The organism is Streptosporangium sp. NPDC002607 (assembly GCF_053592655.1).
In genome coordinates this window covers 60,416-76,376 of record NZ_JBSFWD010000036.1, presented here as the reverse complement: position 1 = coordinate 76,376, position 15,961 = coordinate 60,416, and the positions used below count along the sequence as shown (strand labels likewise).

15 protein-coding genes and 3 tRNA genes are annotated in these 15,961 nt (G+C 70.3%); 11 read left to right on the top strand and 7 right to left on the bottom strand.

Annotation, left to right across the window (positions count from 1 at the left end):
* Positions 1-126 precede the first annotated feature (126 nt).
* Positions 127-1,800: a carboxylesterase/lipase family protein gene (locus tag ACWD3H_RS32735; protein WP_451957730.1), complete on the bottom strand. Its 1,674-nt coding sequence runs from the start codon at positions 1,798-1,800 to the stop codon at positions 127-129.
* Between the two features lie 108 nt (positions 1,801-1,908).
* Complete coding sequence (locus ACWD3H_RS32730) at positions 1,909-3,888, bottom strand: M3 family metallopeptidase (RefSeq protein WP_451957729.1); 1,980 nt, start codon at positions 3,886-3,888, stop codon at positions 1,909-1,911.
* 174 nt (positions 3,889-4,062) lie between these two features.
* Between ACWD3H_RS32730 and ACWD3H_RS32725 the strand changes: the two genes are divergently transcribed.
* The 3 genes from ACWD3H_RS32725 to ACWD3H_RS32715 all read left to right on the top strand — a co-directional run bounded on the left by ACWD3H_RS32725 (position 4,063) and on the right by ACWD3H_RS32715 (position 4,358).
* A tRNA-Gln gene (locus ACWD3H_RS32725) sits at positions 4,063-4,134 on the top strand.
* A 62-nt stretch (positions 4,135-4,196) separates the two neighbouring features.
* Positions 4,197-4,272 (top strand) — tRNA-Glu (locus ACWD3H_RS32720).
* Positions 4,273-4,285: 13 nt separating this feature from the next.
* A tRNA-Glu gene (locus ACWD3H_RS32715) sits at positions 4,286-4,358 on the top strand.
* Positions 4,359-4,605: 247 nt separating this feature from the next.
* Here ACWD3H_RS32715 and ACWD3H_RS32710 read toward each other — a convergent pair.
* Together ACWD3H_RS32710 and ACWD3H_RS32705 are read right to left on the bottom strand one after the other, a co-directional pair.
* Positions 4,606-6,345 carry a hypothetical protein gene (locus ACWD3H_RS32710; protein ID WP_355564224.1) on the bottom strand — a complete coding sequence of 580 codons (1,740 nt, stop codon included), beginning with the start codon at positions 6,343-6,345 and terminating at the stop codon, positions 4,606-4,608.
* A 79-nt stretch (positions 6,346-6,424) separates the two neighbouring features.
* Entirely contained in the window at positions 6,425-7,141 is a 717-nt protein-coding gene (locus ACWD3H_RS32705; RefSeq protein WP_030913609.1) for an IclR family transcriptional regulator, read from the bottom strand.
* Between the two features lie 70 nt (positions 7,142-7,211).
* Here ACWD3H_RS32705 and leuC point away from each other — a divergent pair, with 70 nt between their 5' ends.
* The 4 genes from leuC (at position 7,212) to ACWD3H_RS32685 (ending at position 9,882) form a co-directional block, all read left to right on the top strand.
* Positions 7,212-8,588 (top strand): 3-isopropylmalate dehydratase large subunit, encoded by a 1,377-nt coding sequence (gene leuC, locus ACWD3H_RS32700; RefSeq protein WP_451957728.1) that lies wholly within the window; start codon positions 7,212-7,214, stop codon positions 8,586-8,588.
* 12 nt (positions 8,589-8,600) lie between these two features.
* Complete coding sequence (gene leuD / locus ACWD3H_RS32695) at positions 8,601-9,188, top strand: 3-isopropylmalate dehydratase small subunit (RefSeq protein ID WP_451957727.1); 588 nt, start codon at positions 8,601-8,603, stop codon at positions 9,186-9,188.
* Positions 9,167-9,421, top strand: a complete 255-nt coding sequence (locus ACWD3H_RS32690; protein ID WP_350914783.1) for an SCO5555 family protein — start codon at positions 9,167-9,169, stop codon at positions 9,419-9,421. Before leuD ends, ACWD3H_RS32690 begins: the two co-directional genes overlap by 22 nt.
* Before the next feature lie 161 nt (positions 9,422-9,582).
* Complete coding sequence (locus ACWD3H_RS32685) at positions 9,583-9,882, top strand: HU family DNA-binding protein (RefSeq protein WP_350914785.1); 300 nt, start codon at positions 9,583-9,585, stop codon at positions 9,880-9,882.
* Positions 9,883-10,083: 201 nt separating this feature from the next.
* On the opposite strand, the gene ACWD3H_RS32680 is transcribed toward ACWD3H_RS32685, so the two are convergent.
* A complete protein-coding gene (locus tag ACWD3H_RS32680; RefSeq protein WP_355564215.1) occupies positions 10,084-10,290 on the bottom strand; it encodes a hypothetical protein in 207 nt (68 codons plus the stop codon).
* 44 nt (positions 10,291-10,334) lie between these two features.
* Complete coding sequence (cofC, locus tag ACWD3H_RS32675; RefSeq protein WP_451957726.1) at positions 10,335-11,030, bottom strand: 2-phospho-L-lactate guanylyltransferase; 696 nt, start codon at positions 11,028-11,030, stop codon at positions 10,335-10,337.
* A 67-nt stretch (positions 11,031-11,097) separates the two neighbouring features.
* Here cofC and ACWD3H_RS32670 point away from each other — a divergent pair, with 67 nt between their 5' ends.
* The 4 genes from ACWD3H_RS32670 to ACWD3H_RS32655 all read left to right on the top strand — a co-directional run bounded on the left by ACWD3H_RS32670 (position 11,098) and on the right by ACWD3H_RS32655 (position 15,518).
* Positions 11,098-11,811 (top strand): lysophospholipid acyltransferase family protein, encoded by a 714-nt coding sequence (locus tag ACWD3H_RS32670; protein ID WP_451957725.1) that lies wholly within the window; start codon positions 11,098-11,100, stop codon positions 11,809-11,811.
* Between the two features lie 293 nt (positions 11,812-12,104).
* Positions 12,105-13,115, top strand: a complete 1,011-nt coding sequence (locus tag ACWD3H_RS32665) for an NAD(P)H-dependent glycerol-3-phosphate dehydrogenase (protein ID WP_355622676.1) — start codon at positions 12,105-12,107, stop codon at positions 13,113-13,115.
* A gap of 16 nt (positions 13,116-13,131) precedes the next feature.
* Positions 13,132-14,358: a trans-sulfuration enzyme family protein gene (locus tag ACWD3H_RS32660; protein ID WP_451957724.1), complete on the top strand. Its 1,227-nt coding sequence runs from the start codon at positions 13,132-13,134 to the stop codon at positions 14,356-14,358.
* A 50-nt stretch (positions 14,359-14,408) separates the two neighbouring features.
* Positions 14,409-15,518 carry a D-alanine--D-alanine ligase family protein gene (locus ACWD3H_RS32655; protein WP_451957723.1) on the top strand — a complete coding sequence of 370 codons (1,110 nt, stop codon included), beginning with the start codon at positions 14,409-14,411 and terminating at the stop codon, positions 15,516-15,518.
* Here the strand turns inward: ACWD3H_RS32655 and ACWD3H_RS32650 are convergent.
* Positions 15,501-15,947, bottom strand: coding sequence for a DUF3515 family protein (locus ACWD3H_RS32650; RefSeq protein ID WP_451957722.1), 447 nt, complete (start codon positions 15,945-15,947; stop codon positions 15,501-15,503). The two genes, ACWD3H_RS32655 and ACWD3H_RS32650, sit on opposite strands and share 18 nt — an antisense overlap.
* Positions 15,948-15,961: the final 14 nt, after the last annotated feature.

Here is a 15,961-nt window from a genome sequence, read left to right as displayed (position 1 = left end):
CGCCCCCGGGATTCACCGGAGGCGGGCCTTCGCTTTCGATCAACGGTCACCGGGTGGCCGGAGCCACGGGAGAAAGATCAGGAAGGGAACCCGGAGGAACGCCCTCCTCCCGAGCCCTGTCCGGTCTCAGCCTCCGGCCCGGCTTCCGTCCCCCCGCCCGGCGAGCTCGTCCCAGAAGGCGAGGTTGTGTGCCGAGGCCCGGTCGAAGGGCCCGACGCCGCCCTGCCCCGGGGCCAGTTCCTGCACGTACGGCGTGCCGTCGCCGGGGCGCACGCGCTTCCAGGAGGGCAGGCCCGGCCGGTTCGGGTCGCCGACGGCGGCGAACCGGGACCAGTAGTCGATCATCATGTCGCCGAGCCGCCGCTGCTCGGGGGTGAGCGGGGCGGACTCCCAGTTCACCCCGAACAGGAACGACAGCTCGGAGCCGTGTGCGGCCAGCGGCCTGATGCCGTGCTTCAGCGGGAAGAGCGCGGGCGCCGTACGGTCGGTGAACTCGTAGGAGAAGGTCGGCACGTGCCGGGCGAACTGCCGGTCGGTGTTGCGCGCCTCCCAGGCCCAGTCCAGGTCGCTCATGATGGCCGCCACCGCCTGGAGGGGCAGGCCGTCGTGGGCGTCCAGCGGATATCGGGCCAGGACGTCGGGGCCCGCGGCGCCGAACTTCTCGTTGAGGGCGGGCTCGTACCCCTCCGCCGGCATCGGCTCCTCGAAAATCAGCGACGTGAACATCGTGCCCTCGTCCCGGGTGATGCCCGTCAGCACCGGCACCCGGTGGAAGCGGCCCTCCTGGAGCACCTTCGCCGGATCCTCGGGCAGCACCGCGTTGCCGTACCCCGGGAGCGGGAGGGCGGGCTGGGCGAGCAGGTCGGCCACCGGCTTGTCCCGCAGGCAGGCGGGCGCGGTCCCCGGGTCGACGCATCCCACCAGGGTGGCCAGATACTGCCCGTAGCCCTCGTAGGAGGCCCTGGGCAGCCAGAAGGGGAGGTCCATGACCGGCCGCAGCGGGGTGCCCTCGAAGCTTCCCGCCCCGCACGGGGTGCTCTGGGTGATCGCCCGGTGGAACAGCCCCGCCGCCGAGGGGGAGGTGAGCTGCGCGCACACCGAGTGCGACCCCGCGGACTCGCCGAACAGGGTGACGTTGCGCGGGTCGCCGCCGAACGCCGCCGCGTTGCGCCGCACCCAGCGCAGGGCCGCCTGCTGGTCCTCGATCCCGAAGGCCCCGGAGTTCTCGAACCCGGGGTACCCGAAGAACCCGAAGATCCCCAGCCGGTAGTTGACCGTCACCACCACGACGTCGCCCCGCACGGCCAGCCTGCGGGCGTCGTAATCGCTGCCCGCCCCCTTCGTCAGGCTTCCGCCGTGCAGCCACACCATGACCGGCCTGGGACGGTTCCCGGCGCTTCGCGCGGGCGTGGTCACGTTGAGATAGAGACAGTCCTCCGCCTCGCTTCCGGGCAGCCCCCAGACGTCGGCGGTCTGCGCGCACCGGCTGCCGGGCGCGGTGGCGTCGCGCACCCCCTGCCACGGGGCGACGGCCTGCGGCGACCGCCAGCGCAGCTCCCCGACCGGGGGCGCGGCGTACGGGATGCCCTGGAAGAGCCGGTGGTCTCCGGCCTGCGCGCCCCGCACCCACCCGGCGTCGGTACGGACCGTCGTGTCCCTCCCGGTGGTGGCCGAGGTGGCGGCTCCCTGGGTGCCGTGGTCTTCCCGCCCAGCCGCGGCCGGGTCCGCGGTCCCCAGTAACAGGGCCCCTGCCAGACCGGCGACGAGCGCGGAGCCGATCCTGTTCCGTGGTCGTTTCATGACCTTTACGATGCCCGCCGCGGCCGCCGCGCGCATTGGCTCCGCGTTCATCGCCGGGATGTGGTTTCCTGCACCCCGGCGATGGACGAAGGGCCACGCGGGCGGGGGCTACGCCTGCAGTCCCCGGCGCTTCAGCAGGGGCTCGATGCGCGGGTCGCGGCCGCGGAAGTCGCGGAAGGCGTCCATCACGTCCCGCGAGCCGCCGACCGACAGCAGGGTGGAGCGGAAGTGGTCACCGTTGCCGCGCGTCAGGCCGCCGTTCTCCTCGAACCAGTCGACGCTCTCGGCGTCCAGCACCTCGCTCCAGATGTAGGAGTAGTAGCCGGCGCTGTAGCCGCCCACCCCGCTGACGAAGATGTGCGCGAAGTAGTTGGTCCGATAGCGGGTGCGGACCAGGTCGTAGGCGATCCCGGCGCGCTGCAGGGCCGCGTTCTCGAACGCCTCGGCGTCCTCGACGGTCTCGCCCCCGGCCAGCTTGTGCCAGGCCCAGTCCAGCAGTGCCGCCGCGAGATACTCGACGGTGGCGAAGCCCTGGTTGAACTTCTCCGCGGCCTTCATCTTCTCCAGGAGCTCCGCGGGCACCGGCTCGCCGGTCTGGTGGTGCCTGGCGAAGTTGGCGAGGATCGAGGGCCAGGTGGCCCACATCTCGTTGACCTGCGAGGGGTACTCCACGAAGTCGCGCGGCACGTCGGTGCCGGAGACCCGGGGGAAGCGCACGTCGGAGAAGAGGCCGTGCAGGGCGTGGCCGAACTCGTGGAAGGCGGTGTTGACCTCCTCGAACGTCAGGAGCGTCGGCCCCTCGGAGGGCTTGGTGATGTTGAGGTTGTTCATCACCACGGGCAGCTCGCCGAACAGGTGCGACTGGGTGACCAGGTTGTTCATCCAGGCGCCGCCGCGCTTGGTCGGCCGGGCGTACGGGTCGAACGCGAACAGGCCGAGCGGTGAGCCGTCCGCGTCGGACACCTCGAAGACCCGGACGTCCGGGTGGTACCCGGCCAGGTCGTCCCGGTCGGCGAAGGTGATCCCGTACAGCTCGCCGGCGGCGTGGAAGACACCGTCCCGCAGCACCCGGTCCAGCTCGAAGTAGGGGCGAAGGTCGGCGGCGTCGAAGTCGTAGCGGGCCTTGCGCACCCGCTCGGCGTAGAAGGACCAGTCCCACGGCTCCAGGGGGAAGCCGGCCTGCTCGCTCAGCGCCTCGGCCTCCCGGCGGGCGTTGGCCATCGCGGGGCCCACCAGCTTGCCGAGCATCTCCTCGACGGCGTCGGTGGTCTTGGCGGTCTGGTCGGCGACGGAGTAGGCGGCGTGGTTGGGAAAGCCGAGCAGGGCCGCCCGCTCGGCGCGGAGCGCCGCCATCCTGGCCGCCAGCTCGAAGTTCTCCGGCGCCCGGCCGACGGAGAGCTCGTACAGCCTCCTGCGGGTCTCCCGGTCGGTCAGCTCGGCCAGCGCGGGCTGGTTGGTGTAGTTGAACAGCGGCAGGACGTACCTGCCGTCCTTCTCGATCGCCTTGATCGTGCTCTCGGCGAGCCCGTCCAGCAGCTTGACGTCCTCGACGACCAGCGCGGAGGCCGTGGAGGCCGTGAGCAGGTTCTGGGAGAAGGTCGTGGCGAGCCTGGTCAGTTCCTCGTTGAGCGCCCTGAGGTGGTCCTGGTCGCCTTCGGACAGGTCCGCGCCGGCCCTGACGAAGTCGACGCGGTACTTCTGCAGCAGCCACGCCTCCTCGGGGTCGTCGGTGGCCACCTGTTTGATCCGGGCGTACAGGGCGCGGTCCAGGCGGATGGCGTCGGCGTGCTGGGTCAGCCTGGGGGAGACCTGGGTCTCGATCTCCCGGATGCCGTCGGTCGTGTCGGAGGCGGAGATGCTGCTGAAGACGATCACGGTCCGCTTGAGAATCCGGCCCGAGCGCTCCAGGGCCTCGATCGTGTTGGCGAACGTCGCGGGCTCCGGGTTGTCGGCGATCTCCCGCACCTCGCGCAGCTGGTCGGCCATGCCACGTTCGAAGGCGGGAAGGTAGTGCTCCTCCCTGATCAGGGCGAACGGCGGCAGCCCGTACGGCAGCGTGCTGGGTTCGAAGAACGGGTTCTCGGCCAAGGCTGGAACTCCTCTCAGGTGGACGGATCTCTCAGCAGGGTCGCACAGCGGACCTTCGTTGCGGCAGCCCGGTGATACCGCGATTCGGCCGCCGGCAATCGTTTTGGTCTTGACCCCCAACCTGGGCTATTCTTTCGGAGGCGCCAGCGAGTCCCGCAAGGGAGTCCGGTGCGGTGGGGTATGGTGTAATTGGCAACACGGCTGATTCTGGTTCAGTTGTTCTAGGTTCGAGTCCTGGTACCCCAGCTGCATCTTCTTAGGAAGATGCCGCAGATTCGGCTCCCTCCGAATCTGATGACAGTGTGTAGGGTCCCGTCGTCTAGTGGCCCAGGACGCCGCCCTCTCAAGGCGGTAGCGCCGGTTCGAATCCGGTCGGGACTACCACTGTCTCTTGCAAGGCTCCGTCGTCTAGTGGCCTAGGACGCCGCCCTCTCAAGGCGGTAGCGCCGGTTCGAATCCGGTCGGGGCTACAAGTGCGAAACCCCCGGGAGCAACGGTTCCCGGGGGTTTTTGTCATTTCAGGGGCGGGTGAAGCCCCACCCGGCATGGATCTCTCAGATCGCCTTCCCGCTCGGCGCCGCGGCCGGATTCTCTCTCCCGATCGAGAAGAACCCTCCGCCGTCACCCGATGTACGGCCAGGTGGCGCCTGAACGCTCCCCGCCATGGCGGAACCGGAAAGGGACGGGGCGCCGCCCCGTCCCTTTCCGGTTCCGTTCCTAGTTCTGCCCCGAGCGGGCCTTGAACAGGGCACGCTTGGCGGCCTTGCCCACCTGCTTGTCCGGATGCGCCTTGCCGATCGCCTCCAGCAGCTCCTCCAGGTGCGGGTGCGGCACCTTCCAGATCACTTCGAGCAGGCTGACCAGGTTCGGCACGTTGCCGATGTCGTCCAGGCTGCTGACGAACTCGGGACGGCCCAGGCCGGCGGAGATGGTCAGCATGTCGAGGATCAGCCAGTGGGTGTCGGCCTGGGTGGGCGTGGGAGCGTCCTCGACGCCCAGCTGGGCCAGGTGGGTGGCCGCGTACGGGCGCAGGGACGGCTCGTCGAGGGCCTCCCGCCAGGCGGGTATGGCCACCTCACCGAGCGAGCCGACCATGCTGGCCGCCTGGACCCGGATCAGCGCGTTCGCGTCGTCCTCGGCCGCGGCCTCCAGCAGGTCCCTGGCGGCCTGTTCGGGGGCGCGCAGCTCCATCCAGGCCTCGAACTCGGCGTCCGCCTCCTCCTCGGGCAGCTCGGAGCCGAAGGAGAGCAGGTCCAGGGCCGTCATCGCGTCGATGGCGGGCCGGGCGTCCAGCTCGATGTCGGCCTCGTCCACGAGGTGGACCACGCCCTCCATGCCGAGCGGGGTCAGCCGCACCTGGTCGTGCTCGACCTCGACCATGCCGTACCCGGCCAGCCAGTCGAGCACCGGGTTGAGCGGGTCGCCGTACTGCGCGGTGGCGGCGGCCCAGGCCTCCGCGCCCAGGTCGTCGTACTCGGCGGCGGCCTCGGCCAGCTCGGTGCGGAGCTCGGCCAGCGGCTTGGAACCGGTCGCCAGCAGCACCCGGACCAGCAGCGCCCTGGTCAGCCCGGACAGGGCGATCGTGGCCTCCTCGTCCGCCAGCTCCGGGTCGCCGTAGTCGATGGAGTGCAGACCGGCCATCCACGCGTCAAGGGCGTCGTCGTCCTCCTCGAAGGGCCACTCCGCGGTGTCGGCGTCGATGCTGACCGTGTCCTCCCCCTCGGGCTGGAGGAAGTCGAGGTCGATCGCGAGGTTCCAGATGTTCCAGAGCGCGGGGACGGAGTCGGCCAGCGACTTGTCGCCCTTCTCGGGAAGCGGGATGCCGAGGACGGCCAGGGCCTCGGTGATCTCGGTGTCGTCGAGCAGGTTCGTCTCGCCCACCCGGCGCTCAGAGCCGACCCAGATCGCGAGGTCGCGGGCCTTGGAGATCAGGGGTGTCCTGCGGGTGGCCTCGGCCAGCTCGGAGTCCGGGCGGAGCCTGATCGTCGGCAGCTCGGAGAGCTCGTCGGCGAACGGCTCGAAGTCACCGAGCCCCTCGGACTCCTCCTCGTCGTACTCGTCGTCCTCGTCCTCCTCGACGACGAGATCCTCCATGGCGTCGACGAAGTCGTCCTCAAGGCGGTCGAGCTCGGCGAGCAGGTCCCCCAGCGGGGCGGAGCCCTTGGCCAGGCGGTCGGACTCCGACAGGAAGGTCAGATAGGCGCGGACCGCGGGCACCATGCCGTCGGCGGCGGCGTCCGGATCCTCGACGACCTGGGGCATCCGATCGAGGAGAACCGTGCGCAGGTCGGACTGCCGCCACCGGCCGACGTCGTCGGAGGCGATCAGCCGGTGCCACAGCGCGACAGAGCCGACCAGGTTGGAATCGCTGCCGGGCGCGTTCTCACGCGCCCACAGGATGAAGTTCTGGAGCAGGGGACGCAGTTCAGCCGCGGCTGCCTCGATGCGATCTGTCACCTGCCCAGCCTAGGGGGCCGCAGGGGTGCTCGCCTCCTCATATCGCCCACAGGTCGATCGGTGTCAGCCGCCGCGGAGGTCAGTTGGCGCGGCGCATCGACTCGGTGATCCGTTCGGCGGCGGTGACCACGGGGGCGGCGTGCAGCCTGCCGGGGGTGCGGGTCAGCCGCTCGATCGGGCCGGAGACCGACACCGCGGCGACCACCTTGCCGCCCGCGCCCCTGATCGGCGCCGAGACGCTGGCCACGCCCTGCTCGCGCTCGCCGACGCTGTGCGCCCAGCCCCTGCGCCGCACGCTCGCGAGCGTGGCCGCGGTGAACTTGGCCCCGCGCAGGCCCCGGTGCAGGCGGTCGGGCTCCTCCCAGGCGAGCAGGATCTGCGCCGCGGACCCCGCGAGCATCGGCAGGGCCGAGCCGACCGGCACGGTGTCACGCAGTCCGCTGGCACGCTCGGCGGCGGCCACGCAGACCCGCTCGTCACCCTGGCGCCGGTAGAGTTGCGCGCTCTCCCCGGTCAGGTCCCTCAGCTGGGTGAGAACCGGTGAGGCGACGGCCAGCAGCCTGTCCTCGCCGGCGGCGGTGGACAGCTCGGACAGGCGGGGGCCCAGGACGAAACGGCCCTGGGTGTCGCGGGAGACGATGCGATGGTGCTCCAGAGCGACGGCCAGCCGGTGGGCGGTGGGGCGGGCCAGGCCGGTGGCGTGGACGAGCTGTGCGAGGGACGCCGGGCCGGCTTCAAGGGCGTTGAGCACGAGGACGGCCTTGTCCAGTACGCCGACTCCGCTAGAGTTGTCCATACACCGATACTGCCGTCTCGACATATGAGAAAGCAAGTGGGTGCGGGATAGCCGATCGCAAGGAGGCGACATGGGCCGCACGCTCGCGGAGAAGGTCTGGGAGCAGCACGTCGTGCGACGTGCGGAGGGAGAACCCGACCTGCTCTACATCGACCTTCACCTCGTTCACGAGGTCACGAGCCCGCAGGCGTTCGACGGCCTGCGCATGGCGGGTCGCCCCGTCAGGCGGCCCGACCTCACCATCGCCACCGAGGACCACAACGTCCCGACCGTACGCGGTCCGATCAACGACCTGGTGTCGCGGACGCAGGTGGAGACGCTGCGTAAGAACTGTGCGGAGTTCGGCGTCCGGCTGCACCCGATGGGTGACGCGGGGCAGGGCGTGGTTCACATCATCGGCCCGCAGTTCGGCCTGACCCAGCCCGGCATGACGATCGTGTGTGGTGATTCTCACACCTCCACCCACGGCGCCTTCGGCGGCATCGCGTTCGGCATCGGCACCTCCGAGGTGGAGCACGTGCTGGCCACCCAGACGCTGCCCGCCTACCGGCCGAAGACCATGGCCATCGAGATCTCCGGCGAGCTGCCCCCCGGCGTCACCGCCAAGGACCTGATCCTGGCGATCATCGCCAAGATCGGCACCGGCGGCGGCCAGGGCTACATCGTCGAGTACCGGGGCGAGGCCATCCGCAGGCTCTCCATGGAGGGCCGGATGACGGTCTGCAACATGTCCATCGAGGCGGGTGCCCGCGCGGGCATGATCGCCCCGGACGAGACCACCTTCGAATATCTCAAGGGCCGTCCCCACGCGCCGTCCGGCGCCGACTGGGACGCCGCGGTCGAGTACTGGAAGTCGCTGGTCAGCGACGAGGACGCGGTCTTCGACGCCGTCGTGGAGATCGACGCCACGACGTTGACCCCGTTCGTCACCTGGGGCACCAACCCGGGCCAGGGTGCCCCGCTGGGCACGTCCGTGCCCCGTCCCGAGGACACCGACGACCCGGCCGCCGCCGCGCGTGCCCTGGAGTACATGGGCCTGACCGCGGGCACCCCGCTCCGCGAGGTCAAGGTCGACACGGTCTTCGTGGGCTCCTGCACCAACGGCAGGCTGGAGGACCTGCGCGCCGCGGCCGAGGTGCTGCGCGGGCGCCAGGTCGTGACGCGCACGCTGATCGTGCCCGGTTCGATGCTGGTCAAGCTCCAGGCCGAGCAGGAGGGGCTGCACGAGGTCTTCAAGGCCGCGGGCGCCGAATGGCGCGAGGCCGGCTGTTCCATGTGCCTGGGGATGAACCCCGACACCCTCGCCCCCGGCGAGCGCAGCGCCTCGACCTCCAACCGCAACTTCGAGGGGCGGCAGGGCAAGGGCGGCCGTACCCACCTCGTGTCCCCGCAGGTCGCCGCCGCGACCGCCGTCACCGGCAAACTCACCGCGCCCGCCGACCTGTAAGGAGTCCTCGCGATGGAAGCGTTCACCACCCACACCGGCCGGGCCGTGCCGCTGCGCCGCAGCAACGTGGACACCGACCAGATCATCCCCGCCGTCTGGCTCAAGCAGGTCAGCAGGACCGGGTTCGAGAAGGGCCTGTTCTCCGCCTGGCGCGAGGACCCCGGCTTCGTCCTGAACGACCCCGTCCACGAGGGCGCCACGATCCTGCTGGCCGGCCCCGACTTCGGCACCGGCTCCTCCCGCGAGCACGCGGTCTGGGCCCTGCAGCAGTACGGCTTCCGCGTCGTGATCGCGGCCCGTTTCGGAGACATCTTCCGTAATAATTCCACCAAGATGGGCCTGCTCCCGGTCGTCCTGCCGGGCGGGATCGTCGAGGCGCTGCAGGCCGCGGTCGAGGCGGACCCGACCCTTGAGATCACCGTTGACCTGGCGGGACGCCAGGTCCGCTGGGGCGCGGAGGCCGTCGCCTTCGAGATCGACGACTACACGCGCTGGCGGCTGATGGAGGGCCTGGACGACATCGGGCTGACCCTGCGCAACGCCGATGCCATCGGGACATACGAGAATGGTCGGCAGCCATGGCTGCCGACGACCGTCTGACGAGTTCAGAGGACGAGCTGGCGTGGCGGCTGCGCGAGGCGCACCGCCGCGTCCGGTCCCTGCATGTCTCCGTCGAGGAGAGAAAACGTCTCACCAGGCGCCTGCTGGCCATCTGCGATATGGCCAAGCGCGACCTCGATCACGCCACAGGGCGTCTTGATTTGTTCCTTCTCAGTATTGATGTCTTGGTTTCAGATACGCCGAGCACTGGAAACATTGCGGAAGGTGATTGAGTCATACGGCTCCGTCCCCTAATTTCAAGCGAGCAGGGGGTTTCTCATCGTGATCGTTGATGAGATCTGTGATGAGACCCCTCGCCGTGACAAATCGGGTGAGACGGGTTTTCTGCCCCGTGACCCACTCCCGGACATCGGTAAGCAGGGGGAGCAACCTTATGAACAAAAAGGAACTCGTCGACGCCATCGCGGATCGGGTGGGCGACAAGAAGACGGCCACCGAAGCCGTGAACGCGGTGCTCGACACGATCCAGGCCACCGTCGCGAGTGGCGACAAGGTCTCGATCACGGGGTTCGGTGCCTTTGAGATGGTGCACAAGCCGGCCCGCACCGCCCGCAACCCCTCGACGGGTGCCGAGATCCACGTCGCCGAGAGTTGGGGGCCGAAATTCCGGCCCGGTTCCGACTTCAAGGAACTCGTCAACAACGGCGGCAAGAAGGCAGCGAAGAAGAAATAGGCTTCGGCGTAGGCGCCCGGACTCCCGAAGCGGGAGCCCGGGCGTCCGGCTTCCCGGCCGGCGCCGATCGGATCCAGATCCCCTGCCGGGGCCGCCGAAAGTGCCCCGTGCGGTGTTCGGCCACGTTCACCGGATTCGCCGGCGGGCGCCGCGGAGATGATTTCGGCTCGGGCCGTCGGGGAAGCCGGTTTCCCGGCCGCCTCACCGGCCGGGTACGGGGAAGGTCGAGAGGGTGATGTAGGAGACGTCGTCGCCGTCCATGACGATGTTGACCCGCTGACCCGCCCTGAGCAGCCGGAGCGGCCCCGCGTCGAACGCCGCCGCGCCGAACGGGATCTCGGTCCCGTCGTCCAGGAAGACCGACCCCGACCGGGTCGCCTCCTCGAAGCTCCGCACCGTCGCCTGCACACGCCCAGGGTAGCCTCCGGACGGGAATCCCGCCCGAATCGGGGCTATCGGTCCCTGTCGCGTTCCTCCGGCTGCGAAGACCCGCCGGACACCGCGATCCTTTCCGCCATGGCCAGCGTGCGGGGGCCGACGCCCAGGACCAGCGCCCGGCGGAGATCGTCCGGGGTGTCCACGTCATGGCGGACCGACTCCACCCCCGCCACGCAGAGCTCCTTGGCGCCGCGCCGCAGGTGCCGGTCCCGCGACTCGCCGCCGAACCCCGGCGTGAACGGCATGCCGGGCCGTACGCCGTAGAAGGTCGTGCCGATCTCGGAGGCGTCGGGCAGGAACATCTGGTCGAACTCCGCGGCGGCGGTCAGCACGCGGGCCAGCTCCGCGGGGCGGAGGGCGGGGAGGTCGGCCTGGAGGGCGCCGACGGCGTCGCCGGGCGCCAGCCGTACCGCTTCCAGGGCACCGTGTCGCAGGGCGGCGTTCAGCCCCGCCTCCGGGTCGCCGACCACGTGCGCGCCGACCCCGCCGAGCGCCTCGGCGGCCACGGGGTCGCCCGTCACCACGACCACCCGTGTGACGAGCGCGCACCTCAGCGCCGCCTCGACGGTGTCACAGGCGATCGCCACGGCCAGCGCGGCCCGGTGCGGGCCCGCCGCCGCGGACAGGCGGGTCTTGGCGGCGACCAGCGTTTTGACCGGGACGACAAGGGTCCAGGCGGAACTTTCCTGAGCAGCCATAGCGTTAAGCATCCCGCCTCGACATCCCGGGGAGCCAACCGGGAGACTTAGTGCGCAAACCGCTCATACGGAGGAGCCCATGAGACGCCCCGGCTGGCCCTCGCGATTCTGGGTCGCCTTCGCCGTCGCGATCGTCAAGCCGATCTCATGGCTCCTGGTCAGGAAGGACTGGCGTCGCAGCGACCGGTTGCCCAGGACGGGCGGGATCATCGTGGCGACCAACCACCTGTCGTGGCTGGATCCGATCCTCATCTCGCACTTCCTCTACAACAACGGCCGCTGGCCGGTGATCCTGGCCAAGTCGGGTCTCTTCTCGGTGCCGCTGCTCGGTCCCCTGCTGAGGGCGCTCCAGGTCATTCCCGTCTACCGGGGGAGCTCTGACGCGGGGCGCTCGCTGGAGGAGTCACGGCGCCGGTTCGCCGCCGGGGCGTGCGTGATGTTCTATCCGGAGGGCACCTGCACCCGCGACCCGGACCTCTGGCCGATGGAGGGCAAGACCGGCGCGGCCAGGCTGGCTCTGGAGACCGGCGCGACGGTGATCCCCGTCGCGCACTGGGGGGCCCAGGAGATCCTGCCGTACGGTGCCAGAAGGCCCCACCTGCTGCCACGCAAGACCTTCCGCGTGCTGACCGGGCCACCGGTCGACCTGTCGAAGTACCAGGGACAGCCGCTCCAGGCCGACGTGCTGCGCTCCGCGACCGCCGACATCATGTCTGCGATCACGGCCCAGCTGGCCGAACTCCGCGGGGAGAAGGCGCCCAAGGCGCCGTTCAAGCGACCTTCCGACAACTGACTTCGGCGTACGGTGTTGACATCCTCCCCTCCCCCGAAGGGAGGGGATTCCCACGGTCGCCCGTGAGAGTTCCTGATTCACCGCCGGTCGCCCGCCAGGAGAAATCCCTTGAGGTCCTACACCAGCTCCACAGGCGTTTCACCTCTCCGCCAGCCCGGCGGTGAGGACCTAGCCGGTCACGCTCGTAGTGGCCTGGTTATCGCCACCGCCGGACACGGTACCGAACCGTACGGCATCGCGCCGCGTTTTCTCCCCCGCCCGGAGGCGGAGGTTTCCACGCCCAAGGAGAACCGATGACCAAGGCGGCTGTATTCGGCACGGGTTCGTGGGGAACGACCTTCAGCATGATCCTCGCGGGGGCGGGTACCCGGACGATCCTGTGGGGCCGCAGTGCGGAGGTCGTCGAGGCGATCGACCGGCGGCACGAGAACCCCGTCTACCTGCCGGGCGCGGCGCTGCCCGAGACGCTGCGCGCCACGACCGACCCGGCCGAGGCTCTCGACGGCGCCGACTTCGTGGTGCTCGCGGTGCCCTCCCAGACCCTGAGGGAGAACCTGACCCGCTGGAAACCGGACCTGCCGCCGGAGGCGGTGCTGGTCAGCCTGATGAAGGGCATCGAGCTGGGCACCACCAAGCGGATGAGCGAGGTGATCTGCGAGGTCGCCGGGGTGCCCCAGGAGCGGGTCGCGGTGGTGTCGGGGCCCAACCTGGCCGGGGAGATCGTCCGGGGCCAGCCCGCCGCCACCGTGGTCGCCTGCACCGACGAGCGGGCGATGGAGCGCCTCCAGGAGGCCTGCTACCTGCCGCCCTGGTTCCGCCCCTACACCAACCCCGACGTCGTGGGGGTCGAACTCGGCGGGGCCGTCAAGAACGTGATCGCCCTCGCGGTCGGCATCTCGGCGGGGATGGGGCTGGGCGACAACGTCGGGGCGATGCTGATGACGCGCGGGCTGGCCGAGATCTCCAGGCTGGGCACGGTACTCGGCGCGGACCCGCACACCTTCGCGGGGCTGGCCGGCATGGGCGATCTGGTGGCGACCTGTACCTCCCCATTGTCGCGGAACCGTACTTTCGGGGAGAATCTGGGGCGGGGCATGACCCTGGCCGAGGTCATCGCCGCCACGAAACAGACCGCCGAGGGGGTCAAATCCTGCGAGTCGGTGCTCGAACTGGCCAGAAAGCACGACGTGGAGATGCCGATCACCGAAGTGGTGGTGGCCGTCGTCCATGACGCAATGCCTCCCAGCGAGGCCGCGGTGCTCCTGATGTCGCGGACTCCCAAGCCGGAACGGTACGGCCTGTGAAGACACGGTGTGGCCCATGAACAGACGGATGCGCAGGCGCAGGGGGGAGAACACCCGGTCGGTGCACCTGCCGGCTCCCGAGCCGCCCCCGCAGAGACCCCTCGGCCTTCCCGTGTGGCGCAGCTCCGCCTGGGGTTTCGGCGACTCCGCCGAGTACGCCGAGGTGTTGGAGGGGAAGGGGTCCGGCCACGCCTACGGCCGGATCGACAACCCCACCACCGCCGCGTTCGCCTCGGCGGTGGCCTCTCTGGAGGGGGCCGCGGCGCCCGAGGACGTGGCCGGGCAGGCGTTCGCCTCGGGGATGGCCGCCGTCAACGCCGTCCTGATGACGTTCCTGCGCGCGGGCGCGCACCTCGTGGCACCCACCCCGCTGTACGGCGGGACCCACTCGCTGATCACCAACGTGCTGTCCAGGTTCGGGGTCAGCGTGGACTTCGTCGGCTACGACGACCTGACCAGGGTGCAGGCGGCGATCAGGCCCAACACGAAGATCATCTATGCGGAGACGCTCTCCAACCCGACCATGGCGGTCTCCGACATCCGCGGCCTCTACCGGATCGCCCGCGCCGCGGGGGCGCTGCTGGTGGTCGACTCCACCTTCGCCACCCCGATCGTGTGCCGTCCCCTGGAACACGGCGCCGACCTGGTGATCCACTCCGCGACCACGTATCTCGGCGGCCATGACGACTGCGCCGGGGGCGTCGCGGTGGGCCGTCCCGACCTGATCTCCCAGCTGCGCGAGGTCAGGATCGACACCGGGGGCACACTCTCCCCCGACGACGCCTTCCTGCTCCGCCGGGGGCTCGCGACCCTGCCGCTGCGGGTCCGCCGGATGTGCTCCACCGCGATGGTCTTCGCCGCGGCCGTGGCCAAGCACCCCGCCGTGCGCCGGGTCGACTACCCGGGGCTGCCGGGACACCCCGGACACCAGCTCGCCAGGCACCTGTTCGACTCGGGGCCAGAGGGCACCAGGTACGGCGCCTGTGTGACGATCACTCCGCGCGGTGGCTACGACGCCGGTGTGGCTCTGGCCGACGCCCTCAGGCTCGCCTCGATCGCCCCCTCCGCCGGAGGAATCCACACCAAGGCCGCGCACGTGGCCTCGACCACCCACCGGCGGCTCGGCGAGGCGGCGGGGATCGATGAGGCGGCCGTCCGGTTCTCCATCGGGCTTGAGGACGCGGAAGATCTCATCATGGATGTGACCAAGGCACTCGACTCACTACCCGCATCGAGTAGATAGGCGCGTCTAACAGCCGGATTGCCCCCTAACAGGGGGTAGATTCGGGCATCATGAGTGAGCAGCACGAACCTCTACCGAGGGTCGCCGTCGTCTTCGGCGGTCGCAATTCCGAGCACGCCGTCTCCATTCTCGGAGCGGGAAGCGTGCTGGAGGTCATCGACAGGTCCAAGTACGAGGTGGTCCCGATCGGGATCGCCCAGGACGGCCGGTGGGTGCTCGCCTCCGGGGAGCAGCAGTACGGGATCGAGAGCGGCGAGTTGCCCGCCGTCGACGCGGCGAGCGCGACGCTGGCGCTGACATCCGGTAGTGGCTCGCTGGTGGCGTACGACCCCGGCAGCATTCCCGTCGAGCTCGGCCACGTCGACGTCGTCTTCCCGGTGATGCACGGCCCCTTCGCCGAGGACGGCACCATCCAGGGGCTGCTGGAGATGGCCGGGGTCCGCTATGTCGGCTCCGGGGTGCTGGCCAGCTCCGTCGGCATGGACAAGGCGTACATGAAGATGGTCCTCGCCGCCTCGGGCCTGCCCGTCGGGCCGTATGTCGCGATCCGCGACCGCGACTGGCGGACCGACCGCGGCCGGGTGCTCAAGGAGGTCCAGGAGCTCGGCTGGCCGGTCTTCGTCAAGCCCGCCCGCGCCGGGTCCAGCCAGGGCATCTCCAAGGCCGCCGACCTGGAGGAACTCGAGCGGGCCATCGAGTTCGCCCGCGAGCACGACCCCAAGGTGCTGGTCGAGGCCGCGATCACCGGCCGCGAGATCGAGTGCGCCGTGCTGGAGTCGCCGGGCGACGAGGCGCCCCGCGCCAGCATGCCTGGTGAGGTACTGGTCCACGGAGACCACGAGTTCTTCGACTTCGAGGCCAAGTACATCGGGGATGACATGTCCCTGTCGGTGCCCGCGGACATTCCCGAGGAGACGGCCGAGCAACTGCGGGCGATGGCCGTGCGCGCCTTCGAGGCGCTGGGCTGCGAGGGCCTGTCGCGGGTCGACTTCTTCTACACCACCGACGGGCGGCTGGTCGTCAACGAGATCAACACCATGCCCGGCTTCACCGCGATGTCGGTCGCGCCGCAGCTCTGGGCCGCCACCGGGGTGCCCTATCCGGAGCTGGTCGACCGGCTGATCCAGCTCGCGCTGCGCCGCTCACCCGGTCTGCGGTAGCGCTGCCCTGATCGGTGCCGCGAGATCGACCAGCACGCTCTGCGGGGTGTGCTCCCGCGCGACCGTCACCTCGACGTAGGCCGCCCTGCCGATCGACGTGAACAGCGTCGGTCGGGCCGGGTCGGCGTACCACGCCACTTCGTTGATCTCGGGAACCTGGTCGGTGGGCGACATGGTCACCGGCCGCGGCACCCCGCAGCGCAGGGCGATGCGGCCCTGCCCCCACACGGCGACGTAGGGGGAGGCGGGGGTGGACTCGACCCGGTCCGCGCCGTCGAGCCTCCGCGGGAGCCGCTCGGCGAGCGCCTGGCACGCGGCGGCGGCGGGCCCCTCGGGGACGGGCGGCTCGACCCGGACGGCGCCACCGCATCCCGCCAGGATCAGCAGGGCGCAGGCGCACCCCGCCAGGCGGATGAACCGCAGTGGCATGTCACGTTCCCGAC

Coding starts and splice junctions, on each gene's coding strand:
- ACWD3H_RS32735 (WP_451957730.1), bottom strand. CDS start 1,800: ATGAAACGACCACGGAACAGGATCGGCTCCGCGCTCGTCGCCGGTCTG.
- ACWD3H_RS32705 (WP_030913609.1), bottom strand. CDS start 7,141: ATGGACAACTCTAGCGGAGTCGGCGTACTGGACAAGGCCGTCCTCGTG.
- leuC (WP_451957728.1), top strand. CDS start 7,212: ATGGGCCGCACGCTCGCGGAGAAGGTCTGGGAGCAGCACGTCGTGCGA.
- leuD (WP_451957727.1), top strand. CDS start 8,601: ATGGAAGCGTTCACCACCCACACCGGCCGGGCCGTGCCGCTGCGCCGC.
- ACWD3H_RS32690 (WP_350914783.1), top strand. CDS start 9,167: ATGGCTGCCGACGACCGTCTGACGAGTTCAGAGGACGAGCTGGCGTGG.
- ACWD3H_RS32685 (WP_350914785.1), top strand. CDS start 9,583: ATGAACAAAAAGGAACTCGTCGACGCCATCGCGGATCGGGTGGGCGAC.
- cofC (WP_451957726.1), bottom strand. CDS start 11,030: ATGCTTAACGCTATGGCTGCTCAGGAAAGTTCCGCCTGGACCCTTGTC.
- ACWD3H_RS32670 (WP_451957725.1), top strand. CDS start 11,098: ATGAGACGCCCCGGCTGGCCCTCGCGATTCTGGGTCGCCTTCGCCGTC.
- ACWD3H_RS32665 (WP_355622676.1), top strand. CDS start 12,105: ATGACCAAGGCGGCTGTATTCGGCACGGGTTCGTGGGGAACGACCTTC.
- ACWD3H_RS32660 (WP_451957724.1), top strand. CDS start 13,132: ATGAACAGACGGATGCGCAGGCGCAGGGGGGAGAACACCCGGTCGGTG.
- ACWD3H_RS32655 (WP_451957723.1), top strand. CDS start 14,409: ATGAGTGAGCAGCACGAACCTCTACCGAGGGTCGCCGTCGTCTTCGGC.
- ACWD3H_RS32650 (WP_451957722.1), bottom strand. CDS start 15,947: ATGCCACTGCGGTTCATCCGCCTGGCGGGGTGCGCCTGCGCCCTGCTG.